General features: G+C 41.2%; 15 protein-coding genes. 3 read left to right on the plus strand and 12 right to left on the minus strand.

Annotated elements, in window-relative coordinates; all coding sequences use genetic code 11:
- Window positions 1-236 precede the first annotated feature (236 nt).
- The 9 genes from CBW18_RS07665 to CBW18_RS07705 form a co-directional block, all read right to left on the minus strand.
- Complete coding sequence (locus tag CBW18_RS07665) at window positions 237-1,487, minus strand: glycoside hydrolase family 28 protein (RefSeq protein WP_253248988.1); 1,251 nt, start codon at window positions 1,485-1,487, stop codon at window positions 237-239.
- Window positions 1,488-1,507: 20 nt separating this feature from the next.
- Entirely contained in the window at window positions 1,508-4,273 is a 2,766-nt protein-coding gene (locus tag CBW18_RS07670; protein ID WP_088300705.1) for a glycosyl hydrolase, read from the minus strand.
- Between the two features lie 10 nt (window positions 4,274-4,283).
- Window positions 4,284-4,592: an L-rhamnose mutarotase gene (gene rhaM / locus CBW18_RS07675; protein WP_088300706.1), complete on the minus strand. Its 309-nt coding sequence runs from the start codon at window positions 4,590-4,592 to the stop codon at window positions 4,284-4,286.
- 51 nt (window positions 4,593-4,643) lie between these two features.
- On the minus strand, window positions 4,644-7,091 hold the full coding sequence (locus CBW18_RS07680; RefSeq protein WP_088300707.1) for a glycoside hydrolase family 31 protein: 2,448 nt from the start codon (window positions 7,089-7,091) through the stop codon (window positions 4,644-4,646).
- Between the two features lie 31 nt (window positions 7,092-7,122).
- Entirely contained in the window at window positions 7,123-8,250 is a 1,128-nt protein-coding gene (locus CBW18_RS07685) for a glycoside hydrolase family 88 protein (RefSeq protein WP_088300709.1), read from the minus strand.
- A gap of 99 nt (window positions 8,251-8,349) precedes the next feature.
- Window positions 8,350-11,256, minus strand: a complete 2,907-nt coding sequence (locus CBW18_RS07690) for a sugar-binding domain-containing protein (RefSeq protein WP_088300710.1) — start codon at window positions 11,254-11,256, stop codon at window positions 8,350-8,352.
- A 256-nt stretch (window positions 11,257-11,512) separates the two neighbouring features.
- A complete protein-coding gene (locus tag CBW18_RS07695) occupies window positions 11,513-12,307 on the minus strand; it encodes a rhamnogalacturonan acetylesterase (protein WP_088300712.1) in 795 nt (264 codons plus the stop codon).
- Window positions 12,308-12,383: 76 nt separating this feature from the next.
- On the minus strand, window positions 12,384-13,151 hold the full coding sequence (locus tag CBW18_RS07700; protein WP_088300714.1) for a rhamnogalacturonan acetylesterase: 768 nt from the start codon (window positions 13,149-13,151) through the stop codon (window positions 12,384-12,386).
- 52 nt (window positions 13,152-13,203) lie between these two features.
- Window positions 13,204-15,051, minus strand: a complete 1,848-nt coding sequence (locus tag CBW18_RS07705) for a rhamnogalacturonan lyase (protein ID WP_088301332.1) — start codon at window positions 15,049-15,051, stop codon at window positions 13,204-13,206.
- Between the two features lie 384 nt (window positions 15,052-15,435).
- On the opposite strand from CBW18_RS07705, the gene CBW18_RS07710 reads away from it, so the two are divergent.
- From CBW18_RS07710 to CBW18_RS07720, 3 genes are all read left to right on the plus strand, one after another.
- Window positions 15,436-17,436 carry an alpha-L-arabinofuranosidase C-terminal domain-containing protein gene (locus tag CBW18_RS07710; RefSeq protein WP_088300715.1) on the plus strand — a complete coding sequence of 667 codons (2,001 nt, stop codon included), beginning with the start codon at window positions 15,436-15,438 and terminating at the stop codon, window positions 17,434-17,436.
- Window positions 17,437-17,456: 20 nt separating this feature from the next.
- The gene (locus CBW18_RS07715) at window positions 17,457-18,998 is read left to right on the plus strand and encodes an alpha-N-arabinofuranosidase (protein WP_088300717.1); all 1,542 of its coding nucleotides are present in this window, start codon (window positions 17,457-17,459) and stop codon (window positions 18,996-18,998) included.
- Window positions 18,999-19,148: 150 nt separating this feature from the next.
- The gene (locus CBW18_RS07720) at window positions 19,149-20,084 is read left to right on the plus strand and encodes a glycoside hydrolase family 43 protein (protein ID WP_088300719.1); all 936 of its coding nucleotides are present in this window, start codon (window positions 19,149-19,151) and stop codon (window positions 20,082-20,084) included.
- Window positions 20,085-20,206: 122 nt separating this feature from the next.
- On the opposite strand, the gene CBW18_RS07725 is transcribed toward CBW18_RS07720, so the two are convergent.
- From CBW18_RS07725 to CBW18_RS07735, 3 genes are all read right to left on the minus strand, one after another.
- Window positions 20,207-21,532: a rhamnogalacturonan acetylesterase gene (locus CBW18_RS07725; RefSeq protein WP_088300720.1), complete on the minus strand. Its 1,326-nt coding sequence runs from the start codon at window positions 21,530-21,532 to the stop codon at window positions 20,207-20,209.
- Window positions 21,533-21,719: 187 nt separating this feature from the next.
- Window positions 21,720-22,166: a hypothetical protein gene (locus tag CBW18_RS07730; protein ID WP_088300721.1), complete on the minus strand. Its 447-nt coding sequence runs from the start codon at window positions 22,164-22,166 to the stop codon at window positions 21,720-21,722.
- 395 nt (window positions 22,167-22,561) lie between these two features.
- A complete protein-coding gene (locus tag CBW18_RS07735) occupies window positions 22,562-23,452 on the minus strand; it encodes an SMP-30/gluconolactonase/LRE family protein (RefSeq protein WP_088300723.1) in 891 nt (296 codons plus the stop codon).
- Between the last annotated feature and the right edge of the window lie 38 nt (window positions 23,453-23,490).

Consider the following 23,490-nt stretch of genomic DNA (forward strand, 5'->3'; position numbering starts at 1 on the left):
GCTCTGACTATTTTTCATCTACTGGTTGGTGTCTCACCAACCAGTTTAAATGTATTAATCAATTTTTTCGGTTAGTGAGACACCAAACGATAGCATTCTTGATACGCCATGACTATTTTTCATCTACTGGTTGGTGTCTCACCAACCAGTTTGAATGTGTTAATCATTTTTTTTCGGTTGGTGAGACATCAACCGATAGCATTCTTGATACGCTCTGACTATTAGATACTTCGCATTTAATGAACTATCGCTTTTCCATTCACCATCACATTTTCAAATTGCACGTCTTCATACTTATTCTTAAGCACCGGATTTGAAGTGGTGACCTCAACATTTATGAAGCTAAAATCCGATACCTGATCCAGTGGATTACCCTGCATTACTCCAAACTTTGTGCTCTTCACTTTGATATTGGAGACTTTAATGTTTTTAATAATGCCAAAGGGTTTTGCTTCAGTTGCTCCTAAATCAAAAAACTGACTCCAGGAGTTTAAATCAATCACTGAACCACAAGTTCCTGTGATGTGATCGATAGTGATATTTTCAAATACCTGGAAGGTATCTCCACGCATTTTAAATTTTAAGATGGGACAATTATTTTCCACCACACAATTTTTCATTGTAATGTTTTTGGCATGGATGCACTCGCTCCCAATGGTCAGCGTGGCATGTGAAGGACCAAACCTGCAGTTTTCAATCAGCACATCCTCTACTATTCCATTTTGTGGCAACTGATGTGCCGTAGGACCTTTTCCACCCTTAATCACAATGGCATCATCATTTACGGAGATGTAGCAATTCCTGATTGTAACACGCTTACAAACATCGAGATCTATACCATCAGAACTGGGTGCAGGAACGGGTTTAAAAGGCGATTGAATGTTGGTATCTTCCACCAATACGTCATTGCACTGGTACAGATGGGTTGTCCAGAAACCCGAATTGCGCAACTGTACCTGTTGAATTTTAACATGATCGCTCTTCCAGATAAAGATTAACCTTGGTCGGCTGACTTCGAGATTATTTGACGTTTTACCCAATTTTTTCATTTCCTCCCGATGTGCCCAAAAGGTTTTCCAAAACTTCAATCCATTGCCATTGATGGTACCGGGCCCTTTTATGCTAAATCCATCTACACCATAGGCATTGATCAGGGCTGCATAATAATCCAAACTCTGCCCTTCCATTCGGGAAGGAATAAATGGATAATCCTTTATCTCATCCGAACCTTTTAACACCGCCCCTTCCTGCAACACTAAACTGGTTTTTTGCTTAAAAAACAATGCCCCGGTTAAATAAGTTCCTTTGGGGATAACAATCACCCCACCACCTTTTGCAAAGGCTTTATCAATTACTTTTTGAATCGCCCGGGTTTGAATGACCGTACTATCTGACCTTACACCGTAATGCAAAATATTATATTGCTGCGCCTTTACCGGACGTAAAAAAGCAGTAAGCAAGGCAAGTATGTATAAAGATTTCATCATATTTAAAAAATAACCTTAACTTATGGATAGGGTGTAATCATCACCGGACCGATTAAACCGGAAGGCATTACAGACCAGTTCGAAGCGTCAAAAGGTTTGTAATCAATGTTTACGAAGTTGATTTCATGATAATTGCGCCATGGAATTTTCCTGATATCCATATCCCTTATCCGGTTAGCCATCAGGTTTACCACTTCAATTTTAATGGTATTATTTCCTGCTTTTAAATACTGACCAATACGGGCTTCAAATGGAATGCTCCACAATATCCCGACTTCCTTTTCATTGATCCATACTTTTGCACTTTCATTTACCTGCCCAAGGCTGAGCACATATTCTTTAGCCGTTTTCGATGATAAATTAAAATGACTGGTGTACAAACCTGTTCCGGAGAACACGGCAAGTTCAGGGTCTTTTAAGTCTGTCCAGGAGATTAATTTATTCAATGTTTGATCTTCCGGAAGTACTGGTCCACCCGTCGTAAAATGCAGTGTCCATGGCTGGGTGATCAAAATAGGTTTCCCCGCTTGATCAAGATAGTTCCAGGTTAAATTTTGAGTATGCCTGGCTGAAATATTCAGGAAAAGCGATTGCCCCGATTTGATCTGCACCCGAACCTGATTGCCTTTCATGGTACCCGAACCAATTGATCCGCTTTGCGGATCCATGATCACCACCTCACCCACTGTATTAACTCGCAAATCAGTGTCTATGTCTTTTGCCGTATGGTTCACCAGGTAATAATAAGTATCGCTGTTATTTTTTCGCCGGATGAATTTCAAACCTGTATCTGTCAGTGTTTCACGGTTAATGTGGCATTGTAACAGTGCCCGCTTCACATCCTGAGCTAAAATCATTTCTCCTTTTCCGGTTTTAAAGCTTGAAAGGCCATTTCCATCTGCTTGAAAGTTCAAGCTGGCCAATGCCAATTTCAGCTTCGCTCTTCTGTTTTCCAGGTCATTCAACCCCGGAACATCTGTTGGCAATTGCTGAAAAATAACCGTTGCACCTTTATTTGCCAATTGAATAATATGATTCAAAGTTTCGAGGTTCATCAGTTTACTTTCCGGAATGATGAGTACTTTATAAGGGGATGCATTTTCTGAAGTTTGCAGCAAGTGGCCAGTGGCCTTTGTTCGAATTAACACCCGGTCAGAAGCAAAATCGTATGCATAACCAGTTTTCGAGAGGTCTTTAGCCAGTTGGTAAAAAGCGGTTGGATGCAACCATTCATCTACATCGTGTACTTTCAGTGGCATATCCAAACCCTTCGCCTTATTCCATACATCATAAACTGGCCAGTAAATCAATAATTCATTATCGGGTTTTCCAGATTGCAGGATGGATTGACACCGGGCAATGTATTGATTAAGCCCATTGGCATGCGGCCACAAACTATTATTGGGATTCATTTCCACAGAGGCATAAAACAACCATCCCGGCCAGGCTATATCTTTTGGAGAGTTCGTGGTACCATGGTAGAAGATATGATTAACACCTGATAAAAATAGTTGCTCGGCCTCGGGTTTACACTGTGAATAGGAGGTTTTAAAATGCTCAGTCAGCCAGGTAAACGTTTCAGAAGACACCAGTGTTTTGCCATTGGTATGCGCTGCTGAGGCCGCAAATTTACTCATCACCGGGTCAGGATCTACATTTCTGATATCGGCAGCATCTCTGCGCAAACCCGGAATATCGAAGTGACTTGAACCAAAGGTTTCCGTTTCAGGAATATCCACGGCACCATAAAGATCAAGCAGATTACCCGGTGAACCGTGCGATTGATTTTTAGTCATTGATTTTAAGCCATGTGCCCAATTGGTCCAGTTTTTAGTAAAGTTATTGAGCAACAGCTCGTCCATTGTTTCCCGGTAATCTGATTTTAAACGGGCGATATTTTCATCTGTACTATCCTTGCCTGCAAGCTCCTTAAGGTGTTTTTCAAGTGCGTAACCCCTGTTTTTTTTAAATTCACTAAAAAAATCCAGGGTCCAGTTGGCGCCATACACTTCATAGCTATCATTGAAAAAAGACCTGATGCCTTGTGGTTGATGATGGAAAGCTTCCGTGAATCGCTTCAGATATACATCAACAGATTTCCGATCCAGGTGATCGAGTGTAAAACCCTCTCCGCCCGGAGCAGCACGCTTAACCAATTGCCTTGTTTTTCCAGAAAAAGCAGCATCAATATTCCACACGCCTGACTTTGGCGACCAGGATAACGTATTATCTTTTTGAAGAAAAGGAAGCAGGTTTTCTGTTTCACCATTGGGACCATAAGCTGTTAAGGCTTGTAAGCGGGCAAAATTCTGCTTTTCTTCCTTTACCTTTATGGGTCCAGGCAGTTGCTCACCAGCATTCAGTTTATAATCCTGAATAATCAGTTTGCTTGCGGCATATTCCGGTTTAATTTGGGGTCCGCCAAAGGGCCATCCTGTTCCGGTATTCATATCTACGCCCATTCCAAGCAGATTTGCTTGTTTTACTGTGTAATGCAAGGCATCTATCCAGGCGGGTGAAAGAAATTGGAGGTACTTTTTTTCGAAACCCACGGCACCGTAAATGGGCGTGATTTCTACCCCGCCTAAACCAGCTGCAGCATATGCTTTTAAAACATCATCAAGATTCTGGTTATCAACGGCATTTCCCATCCACCACCACCTGGTCCATGGCTTCATCTGCTTTTCCACTTTAGGCCAGCCCACCATTTTTTTTGCAGGCAATTGTGCTTTCACATTTGTTAAAAAGGTAATGGCAGCCAAAAGTAATGTAAAGAATCTTTTCATTTTATCAGACTTAGTCGAGGTGAAATACCATGGTTAAGGGCTGCGATATGGGCGAGTGATCCGGATTCGTTTCCATGATATCTGCCATGTAAGCCCACCATTTCTGAACAATAGCCGTGCTTCCAAGGTCTTGTGATGAATTTCCGTTCTGCCGCTGTACTGCAAATAAGGTATTGGTTTCTTCATCTAAAAAGATAGAATAATCACTTACTCCGTTTTCTTTTAATAATGCAGACAATTCAGGCCAGATTTCATCATGGCGTTTTTTATATTCATCCGCAAAACCGGATTTCAGTTTCATTTTGAATGCAATTTTCATTTCTATTTATCTAAATTCCGTAAGGTGAATCCTCTATCTAAAAGGTTTAACTTAATTTATCTTCAGGACAATATCCTCTTCATTATTGCCAATTGATTTGATCCAAAGGATTTTATTTTTTTGATCATAATACCATCCTGCGCTTTCATCCAGCTGACCTGCGTTTTTTACCGCATCCACATTCCTGGCATTTTCAGAAACTGCCTTTGGGGCCATATTATTATTCCAGTGGATTTTGGCCAGGTAACGGTGTGCTGCAGATTTAAATGTTCCGGAGGGCTTTGCTATTTTCAAAACCAAAGCATTATCATTTAATGAAGAAGTAATTTTGGTTAGGGCAAAATTTCCGGTTTTATATTTTGCGCTTAGGTTATCATCCTCGTAAAATTTATAGTTCGATTCGCCATGAGGAAAAACATCTAGAGTCATCACATCAACAGGCTTTTCACCAGTATAAATCATTTCCGGCTGCATGGGAATAATAGCGCCTGCCTTCACAAAAAGCGGTATGGTATCTAATGGTGCCACTACGTGATGATAGCTTTTGCCTTCATACTTTTCTCCTGTCCAATAATTAAACCATGTTCCTTCCGGCAGGTATACGGATCTGGTAATGGCACCTTTGGTAGTTACCGGTGCCACCATCAAGTGATCGCCCAACATATACTGATCGCCGATTTCATATACATTTTCATCATCCTGGTCACTCAGCACCAAAGCCCGCATCATGGGTAAACCTGTTTCGTATTGCTGGTGCATGCTGGTGTACAAGTACGGGAATAAACGGTAACGCAAAAGATCATACTTTTTAAAATTCCTCAGGGCATCTTCACCATAATTCCAGGGTTCTTTATAACCCGGATGATCCATTCCAAAAACCAATGCAATCGGACTAAACATGCCAAACTGTACCCAGCGGATATATAGCTCTGGATCGGCCTGGTGCTCAAATCCACCCATACAATGTGCCCATAAACCTACGCCTGAAAGACCAACATTTAAACCGGCTTTAATTACAGGCGCAAAATACTGCCACTCACTTGGCCAGTCGCCGGCAAAAATGTAAGGGTAACGCTGGATACCGGAATAACCTTCGCGGGTTTGGTTTAGCCCCCTGAAACCATTAAATTTTTCAAATTCCAAAAAGGGTGCCTTAGCATAAGCTATCGGAAAAACATTATGCAAGCGTTCAGCATCCTGTCCTACAGGCCCAACCTTTTCGCTTTCATTGGCCAAAGCGCCAAAAGCACTCCCTTCATCTGTTTTAAGAAATTTTGCACCTAAATTAGCCACACGCATCACGCCGTTTTCCCACCACCATTGCGTTGCCTTTTCATCAAAGAAGTTCACAAACTCCCCGGGCTTTCCATGCTCCGGATAGGTATAACCTTTGGCCCGGGCCTGATCAAGTAAATTTAACTTTTTTGCATTATCAAACCGCGGACGAAGGTGTAAGCCTACCATTTTATAATTCATGGCATAGAGGCTGTCGAACATTCCTTTGGGATTTTTAAAAGTTTCCCTCCACTCAAAAGAAGTAGCTCCTTTACCGCCGGTTTCCCCGAACAACCTCCAGGTAGAATCCAGCCAGAGTAAATCGACCGGAATACCTAATAACCTGTACTTTTTGGCCAGTTCAATCACATATTGATCGGATGTTTTTTCTTCATGCCCCCAAGTACCACCACTATATGTACCAGCATGCAGGCCTAAGGCAAACTGCGGCAACATCGGTGATTTTCCGGTTATGGCGGTATAAGCATTTAAGATAGCCGGAAAGGTTGGTCCATAAATAAAGTAATAATCCAGTTCGCCATCAGCTGCGTTAAATGTATATTGATTTTTATTTGTGGCGCCCATATCCCAGGTGGTGGCAAAAGAATTGTGCATAAAAATGCCATAACCCTTGGTACTCATCAAAAATGGTATCGGGCAATAGTTGGCTTCTAAAATATTATAGGCCCCGATGGCATGTGGCAAACCTTTTCCACGCCCAACATTTAAGGTCAGTTTTTTGAAGCGGTGATCCATGAAATCCATGCGTTCCCCAAAACCAAAGAAATGCTCATCAGCCTGAAGGTTTTTGGTTACACCAACCTCCGTATTGTTTTTAACCATTGAACCACCACTTTCAGCTATAAGTATTTTTCCTTTTAAATCAGAAACATCTATCTTAAACGGACTTTTATTGATCCTGATTTTCAACTTGGCAGTAGTCAATAAGAAATGATCTTTCTGCTCTACTACTTTAGTGCTCACATTTTCCCAATCGTATTTAATGACCATCAGGTTTTCATTAGGCTCAAACTTTCCATTCCAGCTGGTTCTGATCCTGAACATTCCTGGTGTACATAAATCAAGTTTAACCACACCATTGGTCATGTTCATGGATATCGAATTACCCTGCCTTTTAAATGCATTTTTGTAATCGCCGATGGTTTGTCCAAAAACAACAGTCGACAAAAACATCAATAAAAGGGTAAAAAATTTATTCAACATGGTGATTATTTTGGAATTTTACAGGCTTACTTTATTTTTTTATTTTATAAACTTCGGTGCCCGCCAACAGGAAGCAACCTAAACCGTAATCCTCAAAATCAGGTGTATGGGTGAAGTTTACCGGTTGTCCGTCTTTTGGTTCTTTTCCTGTTCCCTGTACATAGCCCAAAACTCCATTTGGATGAACGGCATCTTTCGCCATGGCATTCCAGGCTTTGGTAATCACGGGCAGATAAGTTTCTTGATCTAAAATACCCTGATTTACCCCCCAGGCCATGCCATAAGTAAATAAAGCTGTGCCAGATGTTTCCTTTCCGCCAAAATGATTGGGATCATGCAGACTTACATTCCAGAAACCATCAGCACGTTGCAAAGGCACCAAAGCTTTAATCATTTCGTGATAGGTTTTTAAATATTCCGCATAGCCAATGGCATCTTTAGGCATCGTTTCCAACACCCGAACCAGGGCTGCCACTACCCAGCCGTTTCCACGCGACCAGTAGCAGTTTGCCCCATTTGGTTCTTTATACGGTGGGACAAAATCCTTATCCCGCCACCAGAGTCCATCTTTTGCATGGTACAAACCACCACCTTCTACGTTTTTGCTGTGGAGATACATTTTGTACATGTGTTCATAGTAAGCCGTGTCATTATAAACTTTACCTAATTTTGCAAATACCGGCATGGCCATTTGCAAAGCATCAATCCAGGTCCAGTCTTTCACCTTATTTGATAAAATCATCAAATCCATTGAGGCTTTAATGTCTCTGATGCGTTCCGGTTTTTTATCGATGTTGTACAGATCAATATAGGTTTGTCCGCAGGCCTGGTTATCGGCATCGCGGGTTTTAACGCCATCCCTCAATCCCCATTGATGTTTATCACCCCATTGAACGGCATAATCATAATAAATTTGATCAGGATAAATCTGATACAAAGCCATTAAACCTTCGTAATAAACCGCCCTTGTCCATAGATTACTGGGTCTTTCCTTATTGGTGATGATTGATTTACCGGCATCAGGCCACTTATGCATAAAGTAAGCATTGGTAGATTTCAGGGCTTTCAAAATGGCTTTCTTTTTGGGCAGTTTCTGCGCAAAAATGAGCTGACAGGATAAGCCCATCAGTAAGGCAAAGCAGCATATAAATTTCTTCATGTCAATATATTGGTTAGTGTTTTCAATGCAATGGAATCTTTCGCGCCTTTTTACTTCAGGCTTAAGGCTGATTCATTTTCTGCAATGTCATTTCTTATTTTAATTTGTTTTTGATTTTGGCTTTAATTCATCGGGACTATCCTTTGTAAAAGTATCAAACTGAATTTTGGATGGACTTTCAAAAATGTCTTTCACCTTCTCAAAGGCAACTTCATATTTTGGGTTAAATTTATCTGACATCATGTATTGCTGCAAGCTAAAATACAATTGTTGGGCTGCAGGTACATCTTTTAAATCAGGTGATAGGTTTGCACTGGAAACCATAAGCTTCCCCTTGCCTACTTTCGCTTCCATTACTAAGGCTAACCTCCGGTTTAAAAACCAAGTATCGATTGGCTGGATAATCGGCCTGAATCCTGAAGGAAAATCTTCAAGGTTCATCACCTGTGCCTTATTTACAATTTCCCACCATTGCATATCACTGTGATTTTCAGTAGGGAAGTTTTCAAAAGCCGGATGTTTAGGATCGCAAAGAATACCCAAAGTATGCGGTGGACGCATCTTAAACCAGGAAGTATTCCAGAAAACTGGCAGGAAAGTTTGAACCACTTCCTTCCCTTTTACCACTTTGCCTGCCGCATTTAAAAATACATTTCCGCCTTCGTCCAGTATTTCCCTGGCCTTTTCATCCAATTCGTCTGTATAATAGACATTGGTTTTCAATTGCGGAAGTGTGACCGGATAAATCCAGAAATTCCAGTCGTTGGCAAATTCAGTACCTTCAATAGATACCTCCAGGTTAATATGCGTGGCCTTTTGAATGGCTTTTAATGGAAAATGGATATCGCCTACCTGAATGCAGTTGCCAATGGCTAATGTCTTTCTGCCAAATTTCCCTTTGTCCAAAACAGCACCCGCGTCGTTTTTAATGGTCCATAAAATGTTTGTATTTACCAAAGGTACCTTGCCGAAATGAGCCACTTCTACGGCCGCATCCAAACTTTCTGCATTGGTATAGACGAACTGCGGAACCTTCAGTAACGGAACCGTACTGTTTGAAAAACGTTTAAAAGCTTTTGCCGTAATGTATCCCTTTTCATCCCAAAAAGCATCCAATACTCCAACTAAAGCCGTTCCCTGTCCGGGATAATCATTTAATGATAATAATTGGTAGCCGTTGTAATTAGGGGTTCTCAACGCTTTCTCGATTTCATTTTTATAACACAGTGCCTGCAATTTGCCCGAAGCCATTAAGAAATCCTTTGCCTGATTGGCCATATCATGATCGGCTAAATCTTCCTGAAACATTTCAAAGTTCTTCGCCCGGTAAACGCCGGTATATTTTTTTATTTCTTCAAAATTCGGGAACGCACAGTACTGTCCCATTTCATGTGCCACAAACGGAACGGTAAATTGTTCAATCTGTTTGGCATAAGTAGCCATGCTTTCCGGCTTTTTAGCCCAGTCTAAACCCCTTGCCCCCGCCCTAACCATAAATTCATTGTTTGGAATGATGGGCCAGCTTCCGCCAACCGAAGCACCGGTATATAGTCGGCGTGAATCTTTCGCCTTCCAGTAGTTATTGAATTTAGTTAAGTATTCTACCTGCCGGCCCCGAGGTTCGTTGCCGTAAGCCATCATACAAAAAGAAGCATAATTGCCATAGTTCTTGGTCATCCGGTTGGTTTCATCATAAATGAACTGATCAATAGGCTTTCCTTCACCAATAGCGGTACCATGATTGGCCCAGCTTGGCCCTTCAGGCTGCAAATAAAAGCCTGTTAAATCTGCCGCAATAAAAGCAGCTTCGGGCGGGCACCAGGAATGAAAACGCATATGGTTTAATCCATGTGCTTTCGAAATTTTAAAAATTCTCTCCCAGGCTGCCACATCCATGGATGGGTAACCCGTGAGCGGAAATTCGCAGTTGTTTACGGTTCCACGCAAAAAAACCGGGCGACCATTGATTTCAAAATTTCTACCTACAGCTTTGAATTCACGCATCCCGAATTGAATTTGTTTTTCATCTCTTTTACCGTCATCAGCGAGCAATGTCGCAGTCAAGCGGTATAGTGCAGGATCAAATTCATCCCATGTTGCGATTTTATTGCCCATGGGTAAGTCAATTTCCAGTAACTCAGTTCCGTTTTTGAGATGATAAGGCACCGTAACCGACTTTACCTTAAGGATATTTTTAGTGTTGAAACTTTTGGCTGATAAGGTGATTTGACCATTTGAAGCAAGCTTATTTCCGGATTTTAGCTCGATCTTAACTTTTACAGCTTTGTTCTTCAGATCAGGATAAACCTGGATGTCCTCAAAATAAACCGGTGAGCCAGCCTGCAGAAACATTTTGCCTACTACGCCATTCCAGTTACCCTGTGTATGATCCGTGAGGCTATGCGAGTCCTGCCCTACGTTAATGGCTTTGATTCGATTATCAATTAAAAGTGTAAGGGTATGTTTGCCTGGCTTAAGGTGAGCCGGAAGTTCAAAATTTTGCGCCACCACAAAAGTATATTGTGTGCCGATTTCCTCATCATCCAGCCATACATGGGTTTCTGAGTGTGGATATTCCAGTGATAAAATCACTCGTTTACCTTTCCAGTTTGCCGGAATGTCTACATCTTTTTGGTACCAGGCAGCACCGGTATAATGCTTAGCCGGTGTAAGCCAAAATGGAATTTTGATGTTTCCGGGTTGGCGATATTTCTCCAACCGGGGATGGAAAAAATAAGAGCTGTCGTAAATACTTCCTGTCCATTTTGTTTTTAAAGTAATATCATCTCCTTTAAGGTTTTCGGCCATCGAACCAGGCAAATTAATCGATTCCGGTAAGGTTGATGAATACCATTTTGCCAGGATGCCTTCATCACCGGCATCTGTTTTAAACCTCCACTTTCCCTGTAGTGAAATGGTTTGCGCAGAAGCCGCTATTGAATATATAGAGATGAAGCAAAATGCTGCAATAAACCACTTCAAGGATAAAAATCTTTTTATTTGCATAATTTTTAAGCGAAATAAATGCAAAAGCATTCGGTATATCTGGTTAAAGCCACTATTATAGGATTAAAAATACAACCGGGCAACCTGTAGTGTCCTGCTTAAGAAGAATGATCCTGTTAGAAACGTTTAAATTGGGTTTATGGCTTCTGTAAAATATTTGCGATGCGATGAATAAGGTTAGAAGCAGCTCAGAGCTTTGCCAGTTTTAATATGGTTTTCATTTTATCTATCAGGTTTGGTGGCTCAACAAAACGAATCATTTCAAATACCTTTTTAACTGATTTAATTTGAGCGTCCCAACACCTTCAGCAACCAGGGATGCATTTAATTTTGCGCCTTCCTCATTGGTATGGGTATGGTCTTTTTCTGTGAAAAACATTTGCACTTGCGTTGCTGATAATTTTGCGTATTTATCCTTGATCAATTGATTTAAAGGAATAAAACCGATCTTTTCTGCATGAGCCACCTCTTGTGCCCAATCCGCATATAGATCATTAACCAATACCACTTTTCCATCTCTTAACGGATTCCTTGGGATAGCAGAACATATTATTGCGATAGCCCCTTTTGCCTTAATATCATCAATAAATTTACGCAGGTACCACCCATAAGTATACACCACTTCTTGCTTTTGCTTTATGGGATTGTAGATATTTTTGCTTTCCATTCCAATCCCTTTAATGGTTCCGCGGGCTCGTGCCGTATCGTCAAGCGGACTGCTGTCATTGTGCCCAAACTGCATCATCACAACATCACCTTTCTTAATTTTGGCTAGCACAGGTGCCCATAAACCATTGGTTTGGAAGGTTCTGCTGCTTGTTCCGCCAAGGGCATCATTTTCTACATTAATTTTATCCGTATCAAAAAAATCACTGATAAAACTTCCCCAGCCCCACAAATCACCATCTCCTTTCCCCTTTCCGTTTTTCACAGTAGAATCACCAATTAAAAATAGCGTTGGCTTTTCCGGTTGTTTTAACGTGATACAGGAAGAAATGATGATGCTGGCAGCCAATAAGATGAAGCATGAGGATGTTTTGTTTGATTTCATTGATGTAATTTTTCTTTTCTGGAATGATGATAGAGTTTTGTTTTATAAGGGTGCAGATTTATAAGCGTGCTGCTTGCTATAAAAGATAATTTTTCAATGTACATTTTTTTAATGCTTTAATCCCTTTTACTACTGATTGCGCATTTAATTTAGCCCCTTCCAGATTGGTATGGGTATGGTCGCCAGGAAAAAAAGATTTTACTTTTTCCGGTCCCAGGGCATCATATTGATCTGCCACGATTTTATTCAGATCTATAAAGTAAGCGTTTTCCTCTTGTGCCACTGTTGCGGCCCATTTCCCAAAATCCTGATCGGCACGAAGCACCTTTCCGTTTTTAAATTCATTTCTGGGGATCATGGAAACCACAATGGGTATTGCTCCTTTGGCTTTTGTATCGCGAATAAATTTGCGAATGTACCAGCCATAGGTGTGCACAGTTTCTGCCTTTCCATCTGGCCAGGTCAATATTTTTGTCTCTTCGCCTGTGCCTTTTAAAACACCTCTTCTACCTGCTTTTGTAGTATCGGGGATGCTTCCATCGTTGTGACCAAATTGCATGGTTACAAAATCTCCCGGCTTCAGGCTCTCTAAAACCTTATCCCATCTTCCTTCAGATAAATAAGTCCTGGTACTTCTTCCGGCCATGGCATTATTTTCCACATGGATTTTTATGGTATCGAAAAGTGCGGCGATTGGTGTGCCCCAACCCCAGGTTTCCCGGTTCAGATTCCGAACGGTAGAATCGCCGATCATATGCAAGCTAGGCTCAACTGGTTTGATAAAAGCAGCTGAAACCATTAGAATGGCAGCCGTAAAAAGTAATTTTAAGGTTGTTAATTTCATTTGATCTTATTTATTCAGGTTAAGCCATTCTAAAAGTAAAAATAAACGCATATTACTTTTTAGGATCTACCAATACGACATGAGGTTTTGGCGCCATTTTCATTCCATGACCGAAATAAAACCCTGTATGTGGTGGCTGGTTATAGCCTACATTTTGCCAGGCAATACTCAAACGGTATTGTGGATCATGCATTAAGGTATAATTCCGGTATTCAGTTGGAATGATTGTGGTGTAAATCCGAAGGCTTTGATTGTCGGCAGCGCGAAGGATCAGTTCCTCACGCCAGTCGCCGAGGATATCTGCACTCAGTACCGGCGTAGCCTTAGTGCCGTTATTGGCCAGTGCACCATCAGCAGTTAAAAGCCTTCCATAGTTATACTTATCAATGTGGTTTCCATCTAAAAGTTCGCGCGAAAGATCGGCATCCCAATAAATTAAAAAATTGGCTGATTTTGGTTCCTCACCAATCCTGTTTCCCTTAATATCAAACAAGCCGTTTGAACCCGTCCACCACATTTGTGCACCCGTACGGCTATTGTCAATGTTATCGGCCACGCCTCTGCCCACATCCTCATCATCAGCTCCATGCCATAAAATTTCGCCAGTTTGGGCATCATAAAGTGCGGCCCCCGGACCTTTTGTACCTTCTTCAATTTCATGCACACCAAAAACCTCCAGTCCGGGCCGTTCAGGGTCAAGATCAGTAACATGCATCGCATCCCCATGTCTTAAACCAGTGGTATATAAACCTTTGCCATTGTCATCAACACACATAGCACCGAATACGATTTCATCTTTTCCATCATGATCTACGTCTGCAACTGTCAGGTTGTGATTTCCCATTCCAGAATAAGGATTTGCTCCGTTTTTCGTATCAAAAACCCACCTTGAGCTTAATTTTCCATTTCGCCAGTCCCATGCTGCCAATACTATTCTGCCATAATAACCACGCCCCATCACCACACTGGGATGAATACCATCTAAATAGGCAATGCAAGCCGTAAACCGGTCTACCCTGTTACCGGAGTGATCATTTTTTCCATTTCCGCCTTTGCCACCCCAGGCACCAATATTGCCCCGCCCAGGAATGTAGGGAGTTGTAGCCAAAGCTGCTCCTGTTTTGCCGCTGAAGATGGTGAAATATTCGGGACCATCCAGTATTTTACCCTCAGGGTTGCGGTAATCTTTGTTGGCATCACCAATTACTCTTCCTTTTCCGTCTACTGTTCCATCTGCAGTTTTACAGGCAAATTCTGCAAGGCCATCGCCATCTAAATCGTAGACCATAAACTGGGTATAATGTGCACCTTCGCGAATGTTTTTACCCAGGTTAATTTCCCATAAAAATGTACCGTCTAATTTATAGGCCTGAAAAATCGGGGGGTCTGTAAATCCATCCGAAGCATTGTCGCGGCTACGACCTGTTTGGTGCAAGATGATTTCATATTCACCATCACCATCCAGGTCGCCAACAGATGCATCATTAGGCGTATAACCTGCAGGGGTTTTTAACGGGACAGTTAAATATTGCCGAACAGGTGTGTTAGCAGCCAGGGTAAATGCCTGGCTTGCGCTTTGTTCAAGTCCTTTAATGATCGGTTTTACAACATAATGTCGGTCTGAACCGGTATTCACATTCATATCAGTAAAGTTGGTGCCCTGGCTTAATGGATGGGGATTTAGTTTTTGCTCTGTTTCATTTCCTGATTTGGCATAAAGATTAAAGGCAATGTCATCCGGATCGGTTCCTAAAATCCGCCAGCTGACGAAAACAGCATTGGCACTTTTCCTCACCGCAACTAATCCACGTCCTAAATTTTCCATCTGGCGTTGTGCAAGCGTATTCACGGTAAAAAAGAAGATAAAGGCCAGTAAAAAGCAACCTGTTTTATTAAGCATAATGATTCTTATATTTAGGTTATCGGTTTTCGCAGCAGGCTTTAATATAAACATCAGTAAAAAATATACCCAAATTTACATGTTGATAACCTAGAATTCCTGATGCAAATCATTTGAGCACCTTCTTTTTCAAACTTAAAGCATTCATTCATCATTCGTATCCTGTGGTATCCTGTTTATTCCGGGATACCTGAAGGCAAACCATCTGGCCGATTGCTGCAGTTTAAAAACTTTACAATAGCTTTGGCTGCAATACCCGTCCCGAAATCATGCCTGTTTGAATCATTATCCAGTACAATTATTACAGAAAATAATCGTATACATAACGTTTATTATCCTAAATATTTTACTTTTACATTTAGAACAGACCAGATATTAAACCCAATGAAATTAAGTATCACATTAAAAAGCATTCTATATACCTGCATTTCCGCGTCATTCAGTATCATAACCATTCCGCAAACCTCAAAAGCACAAACCACCACCATGGTTAAAGTTAAGGTTGATCAGCCTATAGCAAAAGTTCAGCCTAATATGTGGGGTGTCTTTTTCGAAGACATCAATTTTGGTGCTGATGGGGGTATTTATGCCGAACTCATTAAGAACAGATCATTTGAATTTACCAAACCACTAATGGGCTGGACCGTTCAACGCAAAAAAGCGAACGAAGGAGAGATTCTGGTTGTCAACCGGAAAGAAGTTAATTCCGCCAATCCACGGTATATTCAAATCAACAATGAGGGTGGTGTTTTTGGAATCACGAATGAAGGTTTTAAAGGCATAGGCGTGAAGAAGGGGCTTAAGTATCATTTCTCTGTGATGTATCGCCAAATGACACCTGGTGTAAAGTTGCGCCTGCAGCTTTTAGGCGCTAATAATGAAGTCATTGGCGAAGGCGAAATGACTCCGGCAAATAGTGGTGCCGAATGGCAAAAACAAGCTGCAAGTTTTACCGCCACCCAAACAGATCCAAAAGGAAAATTCGCCATTACTTTTGAAGGAAAAGGTAAGATCGATTTAGATATGATTTCCCTGTTTCCGGATGATACCTGGAAAAGCCGTCCGCAAGGTTTGCGCTCGGATATGGTACAGCTTTTGGCCGATATGAAGCCTGGATTTATCCGCTTTCCGGGAGGCTGTATTGTAGAAGGAACAGACCTTACTAACCGCTATCAATGGAAAAATACCATCGGCCCCATCGAAGACCGGAAAATGATCATCAACCGCTGGAACACTGAATTTGCAAACCGTGCCGCTCCTGACTATTTTCAGAGTTTTGGTTTGGGTTTCTTTGAATATTTCCAGCTGGCAGAAGATATTGGCTCAGATGCCCTGCCCATTTTAAATTGTGGTATGGCCTGCCAGTTTAATTCGGGCGAGGTGGCAGCGCTGGATGAGCTGGATCCTTATGTACAGGACGCGCTAGACCTGATTGAATTTGCCAATGGTGATGTAAATACCAAATGGGGAAAGAAAAGAGCTGACCTGGGTCACCCGAAACCTTTTAACCTTAAAATGATGGGCGTTGGAAACGAAAACTGGGGGCCACAGTACCTGGAGCGATTAGCCATCTTCACCAAAGCCATCAAAGCAAAATACCCTGATTTCAAAATCATTAACAGTTCAGGAACAGATCCTGAAGGTGATCGTTTTGATTTGCTCAATACAACCTTAAGAAAAAACAAAGCTGATTTTATTGATGAACACTATTATCGCCCGGCAGATTGGTTTTTGAAAAATGCAGGCCGCTATGACAATTATCCAAGAAACGAAACCAAAGTTTTTGTAGGAGAATACGCTGTTCACGCCAATCAGGATTATGTGGGCAGCAACCGCAATAACTGGCAAAGTGCACTGGCATCTGCATCATTGATGACTGGCCTGGAAAGAAATGCCGATGTGGTTCAGATGGCCTCTTATGCCCCACTTTTTGCGCATATTGATGCCTGGCAATGGGCACCTGACATGATTTGGGTGGATAATCTCAGGTCTTACGGCACACCGGATTATTATGTGCAGAAGCTTTTTTCCACCAACAAAGGTACGGATGTAGTTGCCATTACCCTGGATGGAAAAAACATCACCGGCCAGGACGGACTTTACGCTTCATCTGTGATAGACTCAAAGAAAAAAGAACTGATCATTAAAGTTTCAAATAGCTCTGGTCAGCCAAAGATGATAGATTTTGATCTGGAAGGAAAAAGAAATTTGAAAAATAAAGGTACCGTAGAAGAAATGGCCAGTACCAATCTAAACCAGCTCAATTCTTTCACTGATCCTGAAGCCGTTAGCCCTAAAATATCAGCGATAAAAATTAGAGATAAGAAACTCATTACCAACCTGAAACCCTACTCATTCAACGTTTTCAAGATTCCGTTTAATTAATCATCCTAACCAAATATCATATGAAAAAGACACTTCTCTCCATAGCATTGCTTTGCAGTGCTATGTTTTCCGGTGCACAAACAGAAACCCTGCTCAGCATTAAGCCGGCGGGTGATCAAACCGTGAGCAGGCATATTTACGGTCATTTCTCTGAACATTTAGGCCGGTGTATTTATGATGGTTTCTGGGTGGATGAGAATTCTACCATTCCGAATAAAGGCAGAATCAGACTGGATGTGGTTGAAGCTTTAAAAAAAATTAAAGTGCCTAATTTGCGGTGGCCTGGTGGCTGCTTTGCCGATGAATACCATTGGAGAGATGGCATTGGCCCCAGAAATCAACGCCCGAAAATGGTCAATACCAACTGGGGTGGCGTAACGGAAGACAATAGTTTCGGTACCCATGAGTTTCTGGATCTCTGCAAAATGCTAAATTGTGAACCTTATATCGCCGGTAATGTAGGCAGCGGAACGGTAGAAGAAATGGCCAAATGGGTTGAATATTTAAATTTTGACGGCGTGAGCCCGATGACAGCCATCCGCAAACAAAATGGAATGGAAAAACCCTGGAAAGTAGCCTTCTGGGGCGTTGGAAATGAAAGCTGGGGATGCGGTGGTAACATGACAGCGGATTATTACAGTGATTTATATAAAAGATATGCAACCTATGCCAGGGATTATCCCGGGGCGCCCTTAAAGCGCATCGCCAGTGGCGCCAATGCTGAAGATTACAACTGGACAGAAACCTGCATGAAAAATATAGGTGCGGGCAGAATGTGGGGACTTACCCTTCACTACTATACCCTACCTACAGGAAACTGGAATGCCAAAGGCTCTGCAACAAAATTTGATGAGGAACAATACTTCAATACCATGAAAAATTGTTTACGCATGGAAGAAATTGTCAGTAAACATGCCGCCATTATGGATAAGTACGATCCGAAAAAGAAGGTGGCCCTGGTGGTAGACGAATGGGGAATCTGGACGGATGTAGAACCCGGTACAAACCCTGGATTTCTCTACCAGCAAAATAGCTTGCGCGATGCCCTCGTAGCGGGTACCACCCTGAACATTTTCAACAACCATTCAGACCGGGTGAAGATGGCTAACCTGGCCCAAACTGTAAATGTATTGCAGGCACTGATTCTAACCGAAAAAGACAAAATGCTGCTCACGCCTACCTACCATGTATTTGATTTATATAAAGTACATATGGATGCAAAGTACCTGCCAATTCAATTTACTAGTCCAGATTATACCTTAGGCGATAAAAAAATGGCGGCCTTGAATGTTTCTGCTTCGCAGGATTCTACCGGCGCCGTTCATATTTCACTGGTTAACCTGGATCCAAAAAATAAAATCTCGTTAAACACCAATCTGGGTAATTTGAAATGGAAAACTGTAACCGGACAAATCCTAACTTCAGCGCAGCTAACGGATGTGAATACCTTTACGGCGGCCGATAAAGTTATAAATGCAAAATTTAACGGTGCTAAAAAATCAGGAAATATGCTTAAAGTAGAATTGCCTGCAAAATCGGTAGTGGTTCTTGAATTAAAATAATCAAAAATGAATGACAATAGCATCACGATTACCTTTTCTATATTCGCCATTCCTCACCAGGTTGAGGTCCAAACTATTTATGATACGAGCAGATCTGACCAAACACTAAAAGTCAATGTTATTTTAAATAACCAGCAGCTGTTTTAACAGATGAGAAGATTATTTTATATCACAATACTACTCTTCTGCACACTTTATAATGTTCAGGCACAATCAAAAAAAGAGGTTTACCTGTTCGCCTATTTTAAAAATAACGGCCAGGATGGTTTGCACCTGGCCTATAGCCATAATGCCTATCAATGGACCGCTTTGAAGAATGATTCATCTTTTTTAAAACCTGCCGTAAGTAAAGATAAGTTAATGAGAGACCCTTGTATCATTCGTGGTGCAGATGGATTATTCCATATGGTGTGGACGGTAAGCTGGAAAGATAAGGGAATTGGTTATGCCAGTTCAAAAGATCTTATCCATTGGAGTGAACAACAATTTATCCCGGTCATGATGAAAGAAGAAGGTGCCAGAAATACCTGGGCACCAGAAATTACGTATGACAGCGACACGAAAAACTATATGATCTACTGGGCATCTACTGTAACCGGAAAATTTACGGAGACGGCTTCTGCCAGGGAAGATGCCTATAACCATAGAATATATTATACCACCACGAAAGATTTTAAAACTTTTTCTGAAACCAAACTGCTTTATGATCCTGGGTTTAATGTCATTGATGCATCCATTATAAATGATCAGGGAAGATTTGTAATGTTTTTAAAAGATGAAACGCCTGAACCGGTGCAGAAAAACATTAAAGTGGCTTATGCAGATCAGCTTACAGGCCCCTATTCAAGGGCGGGCGAGGCAATTACCGGAAATTACTGGGCCGAAGGGCCTACCGCACTAAAGCTGGGAAAAAATTGGCTGGTGTATTTTGATAAATACCGCGATCATCAGTATGGCGCTGTCTTATCATCTGATTTAAAAAACTGGAAGGATGTTTCCGATCAGATTGCTTTACCAAAAGGATTAAGACATGGAACGATTTTAACCATCAAACAAAATGAACTTAACAGATTGCTGAAACAGTAACTTCAATTTTAAAAGCCTATAAATTGGCAGAACTTTGCTAATTCTAAAACCGATTGTTGTTCTACATTTAAACTGACAGCGTTCCTCCCTTCAAATGACTACCTCAATTCGCAAGCCGGTATTTAGTTTCCGTCAGGCTTAATCAAGCTGCTTTTCGGACTTTCAGGCCACCTCCAGCTCATCGGATCATCTGGCTGAGCTGGATCAAAAGTTGGCAAATCATTTATCAGATATTTCACTAATCCTAATTTTTGCTGTTGAATGCCAAGCACCACACATCTGGCAATTTCATAAGCCCCGAAGGGGTTAAAATGGGTATTGTCAGCCAAGGCTTTATCTTGTCCGGGATAACGGTTTGCCGGGTAATGCACAAAGGCTTTTTTAGATTGTACTTCTCCCATGGCATTAAATAAACTGGTGGTCATGGCATTTAAATCAATTAAGGCCACATTTTCAGCTGCTGCTACTTTTCTGGCGGCATCCGGAAAATCGCCCAAAGTATTTTGAATTTTACCTTCCTGATCAAATGATCTTCTGCTGGTTGACGTTACAATTACCGGAATCCCACCTTTCTTTCTGGTTTCCGCAACAAACGTTTTAAGCCTTTCGGTATAAGATTGATAAGCACCATCGTGAGCACCCTTCTCTTTTTGGTCATTATGCCCGAATTCGATAAATAAATAATCGCCCGGTTTCATTATACTCAAGATTTTGCTTAGCCGCCTGCTGCCGATAAATGAGCCCAAAGTTAAACCAGATTCTGCATGATTGGCAATGGCTACGCCGGGTTTAAAAAACCGCGGAATCATCTGACCCCAGGAGGCCCAGGGTTCATCATCCTGGTTTACTACAGTAGAATTTCCCGCCAAAAATACCGTGATCTGATCATCCACTTTGGTAAGTTCCATGGTCTTCAGCACCGTATGCCCGTCAAATTCCAGTGTAAGCTTATCATCCCAATCCAGTTTAGTAAGTTCACGAGGTTTTAAAGCAACCATCTGCCCTGCTGCAATATTCCTGTTTTTAATATTCACGATAAAAGTCTTGGTGACGAACTCCCCCTGCTTTGTTTTCACTTCCGCCAGCATTAACCTGCGCGATTCAGCCTTAACTGTGCTGGCAGTAGCATCATTTGCATCTCCCATGGTTAAGGTTACCCGGTAATTACCCTCAGGCACTGCTGCTGAAAAATAGAAAGGTTTTTTGCTTTTTATACCGCTGCCTGGAAAAGCTTTTTTACCACTATACTTTACAGCTTGAACCACCGAGCCAAAATCAAAGCCATATTGTCCATTACTTTCAAAGCTGGTTTCAGGTAAAACATGCACATAACCTTTTAGGCCTTTTTCGGCTCCAAAGTCAAATCTCCAATGCGTTTGCTGTGCAAAAGAAGTGCCCGAAAGCAGTGTGAACAGAACCATTTTTAGAAAGGCAGACTTTGTATTCATAGGAAATCAGAATATTTTAAAATGAATGCCAAAACATTTATTGCTCATAAAATTGCCTGCGGATATACACATAGATGACCATTAATGAAACAGATTGGTTCTGGCTTAAGCCAAAGCTTAACACTCAAATATCCCAAAACTCATACATTAAACCATCCTGTGCCAACCTGTAACGGCTAAGGATACTTTACAGCATATTGATGATACTGTGGTAGTAAGCACTTGACTGGGCGGGCTGGTCTTGTTCAAAGGCCATTAATGCAAATTTTACTTTATGCACTTTCTTCCGGCTTAGATTCAGTTTAGTGTAAGGGATAAAAATAAATAATCCATCATTAATATTGGGGCTTATTGAAGTAGCTTGATTGGCTGTTGAAATTTTTCCGTTATCACAGCAATAAAAGTTAGTAAAACGTGTCAGTTCCTTTCCATTTTCTAGATAAAAACAGGTATTAAATAACAGATCTCCGGCATTATTTTTCCGCCAATGAAATTTAGGATATATTTTCATTCCTTTTTCCGCATGATAAACCGCATCGTATACCACCTTAGCCGTTAATGCTTTATGCTTTTGTTGAGCATTAACCCTTGTAATCAGGAACAGGAAGATAAATAAAGACAATAATGGTTTCATAATCAGATCATTTCATACGAAACTACCTAAGGTGAAGTGCAATCAAACAACTCTTACCCATTATGATCAAAAATAGTATAACCTGCTTCACAGAATTCTACAGAATTACACACCTTTAAGCCCCTTATTTTAATATTGTTTACATCCATTCCGGCATGACCTGTTGGTACAGTGGCCAATCACCTTAAATAAGAATTTTCAAGACGGGAAATGAAAATAAAAAAGCCCTTCAATCCTGAAAGGGCTTTTTTTAGTTGTCTATCCCTATAAGTAGGAACCCAAAACTAAATAATCACTTTAATATTTAAGGGGTCTGAATAAACTGAACAGGAATAAATTCAGTTCATTTTTGGCACTTCAACTGAATAAGGCTGAAACAACAAAATAACATCCTGTTATTCAACGCCTTTCATATTTGTTTTTATCATATAAAGCGACTTTGATGCGGTAATAAAAAGTATGTTGCGATCTTTTCCTCCAAAACAAATGTTGCCGCACCAGTCTTCCGGAACATCAATATGTCCGATTTTTTCACCATCCGGTTGGTAAACATCAACCCCTTTTCCTGTAATGTAAATATTTCCGGTATTATCTAAAGTCATTCCGTCTGAGCCTTGTTTAAAAACCAGTTTCCGGTTAGCTAATGATGCATCAGGATTAATCTCATAGCGATAGGTAACACCGGCTTTTATATCAGCAATATAAAGAAACCTGCCGTCAGGTGTGCCTACAATACCATTCGGACGCTCAAATCCTGCGGCAGCTATCTGAGCGGTCTTTTTACCCTTAGCCAGATAATACACTTTCTCGCCATCCAGTGCTGATGATTTTCTCGTCCAGTAATCACGCTGATAATAAGGATCGGTAAAATAAATTCCACCTTTGGCATCAATCCAGAGGTCATTCGGACCGTTCACTTTTTTCCCTTCAAAATCAGAGAATAAAACCTTCACCTTTTTATTCCGGTCAACTGACCAGATCTGGTTATCTTCATCGGCACAAACAATCAGGTTGCCTTTTTGATCAAAATAAGTTCCGTTTGCCCGGCCTGATTTTTCCATAAACAGACTCAGCTTTCCATTGGTGTCATATTTCCAGATGTGATCATTGGGTTGATCAGTAAAAAAAACATTACCCTGCCGGTCGACTGAGGCACCCTCGGTAAACTTAAACTGTGCCGAAATCAACTTTAAACTATCCTGTACCAAAATAGGGCGGGTGGTCTGCGCAACTGCCGAGGAATAAATAACGGTTGTAACTAAGAGGATTAAATAAAACTTTTTCATAACATCATATTGAGGCTGCAAAGAGCAGATTAATTTTG

Source organism: Pedobacter sp. AJM (genome assembly GCF_002197755.1).
Classification (GTDB): Bacteria; Bacteroidota; Bacteroidia; order Sphingobacteriales; family Sphingobacteriaceae; genus Pedobacter.

What these genes read in the sequence shown, in the direction of transcription:
- rhaM (WP_088300706.1), bottom strand. Translation starts at nt 4,592, where the DNA reads ATGAAAATTGCATTCAAAATGAAACTGAAATCCGGTTTTGCGGATGAA.
- CBW18_RS07730 (WP_088300721.1), bottom strand. Translation starts at nt 22,166, where the DNA reads ATGAAACCATTATTGTCTTTATTTATCTTCCTGTTCCTGATTACAAGG.
- CBW18_RS07705 (WP_088301332.1), bottom strand. Translation starts at nt 15,051, where the DNA reads ATGCTTAATAAAACAGGTTGCTTTTTACTGGCCTTTATCTTCTTTTTT.
- CBW18_RS07690 (WP_088300710.1), bottom strand. Translation starts at nt 11,256, where the DNA reads ATGCAAATAAAAAGATTTTTATCCTTGAAGTGGTTTATTGCAGCATTT.
- CBW18_RS07720 (WP_088300719.1), top strand. Translation starts at nt 19,149, where the DNA reads ATGAGAAGATTATTTTATATCACAATACTACTCTTCTGCACACTTTAT.
- CBW18_RS07710 (WP_088300715.1), top strand. Translation starts at nt 15,436, where the DNA reads ATGAAATTAAGTATCACATTAAAAAGCATTCTATATACCTGCATTTCC.
- CBW18_RS07735 (WP_088300723.1), bottom strand. Translation starts at nt 23,452, where the DNA reads ATGAAAAAGTTTTATTTAATCCTCTTAGTTACAACCGTTATTTATTCC.
- CBW18_RS07695 (WP_088300712.1), bottom strand. Translation starts at nt 12,307, where the DNA reads ATGAAATCAAACAAAACATCCTCATGCTTCATCTTATTGGCTGCCAGC.
- CBW18_RS07685 (WP_088300709.1), bottom strand. Translation starts at nt 8,250, where the DNA reads ATGAAGAAATTTATATGCTGCTTTGCCTTACTGATGGGCTTATCCTGT.
- CBW18_RS07665 (WP_253248988.1), bottom strand. Translation starts at nt 1,487, where the DNA reads ATGATGAAATCTTTATACATACTTGCCTTGCTTACTGCTTTTTTACGT.
- CBW18_RS07700 (WP_088300714.1), bottom strand. Translation starts at nt 13,151, where the DNA reads ATGAAATTAACAACCTTAAAATTACTTTTTACGGCTGCCATTCTAATG.
- CBW18_RS07670 (WP_088300705.1), bottom strand. Translation starts at nt 4,273, where the DNA reads ATGAAAAGATTCTTTACATTACTTTTGGCTGCCATTACCTTTTTAACA.
- CBW18_RS07725 (WP_088300720.1), bottom strand. Translation starts at nt 21,532, where the DNA reads ATGAATACAAAGTCTGCCTTTCTAAAAATGGTTCTGTTCACACTGCTT.
- CBW18_RS07680 (WP_088300707.1), bottom strand. Translation starts at nt 7,091, where the DNA reads ATGTTGAATAAATTTTTTACCCTTTTATTGATGTTTTTGTCGACTGTT.
- CBW18_RS07715 (WP_088300717.1), top strand. Translation starts at nt 17,457, where the DNA reads ATGAAAAAGACACTTCTCTCCATAGCATTGCTTTGCAGTGCTATGTTT.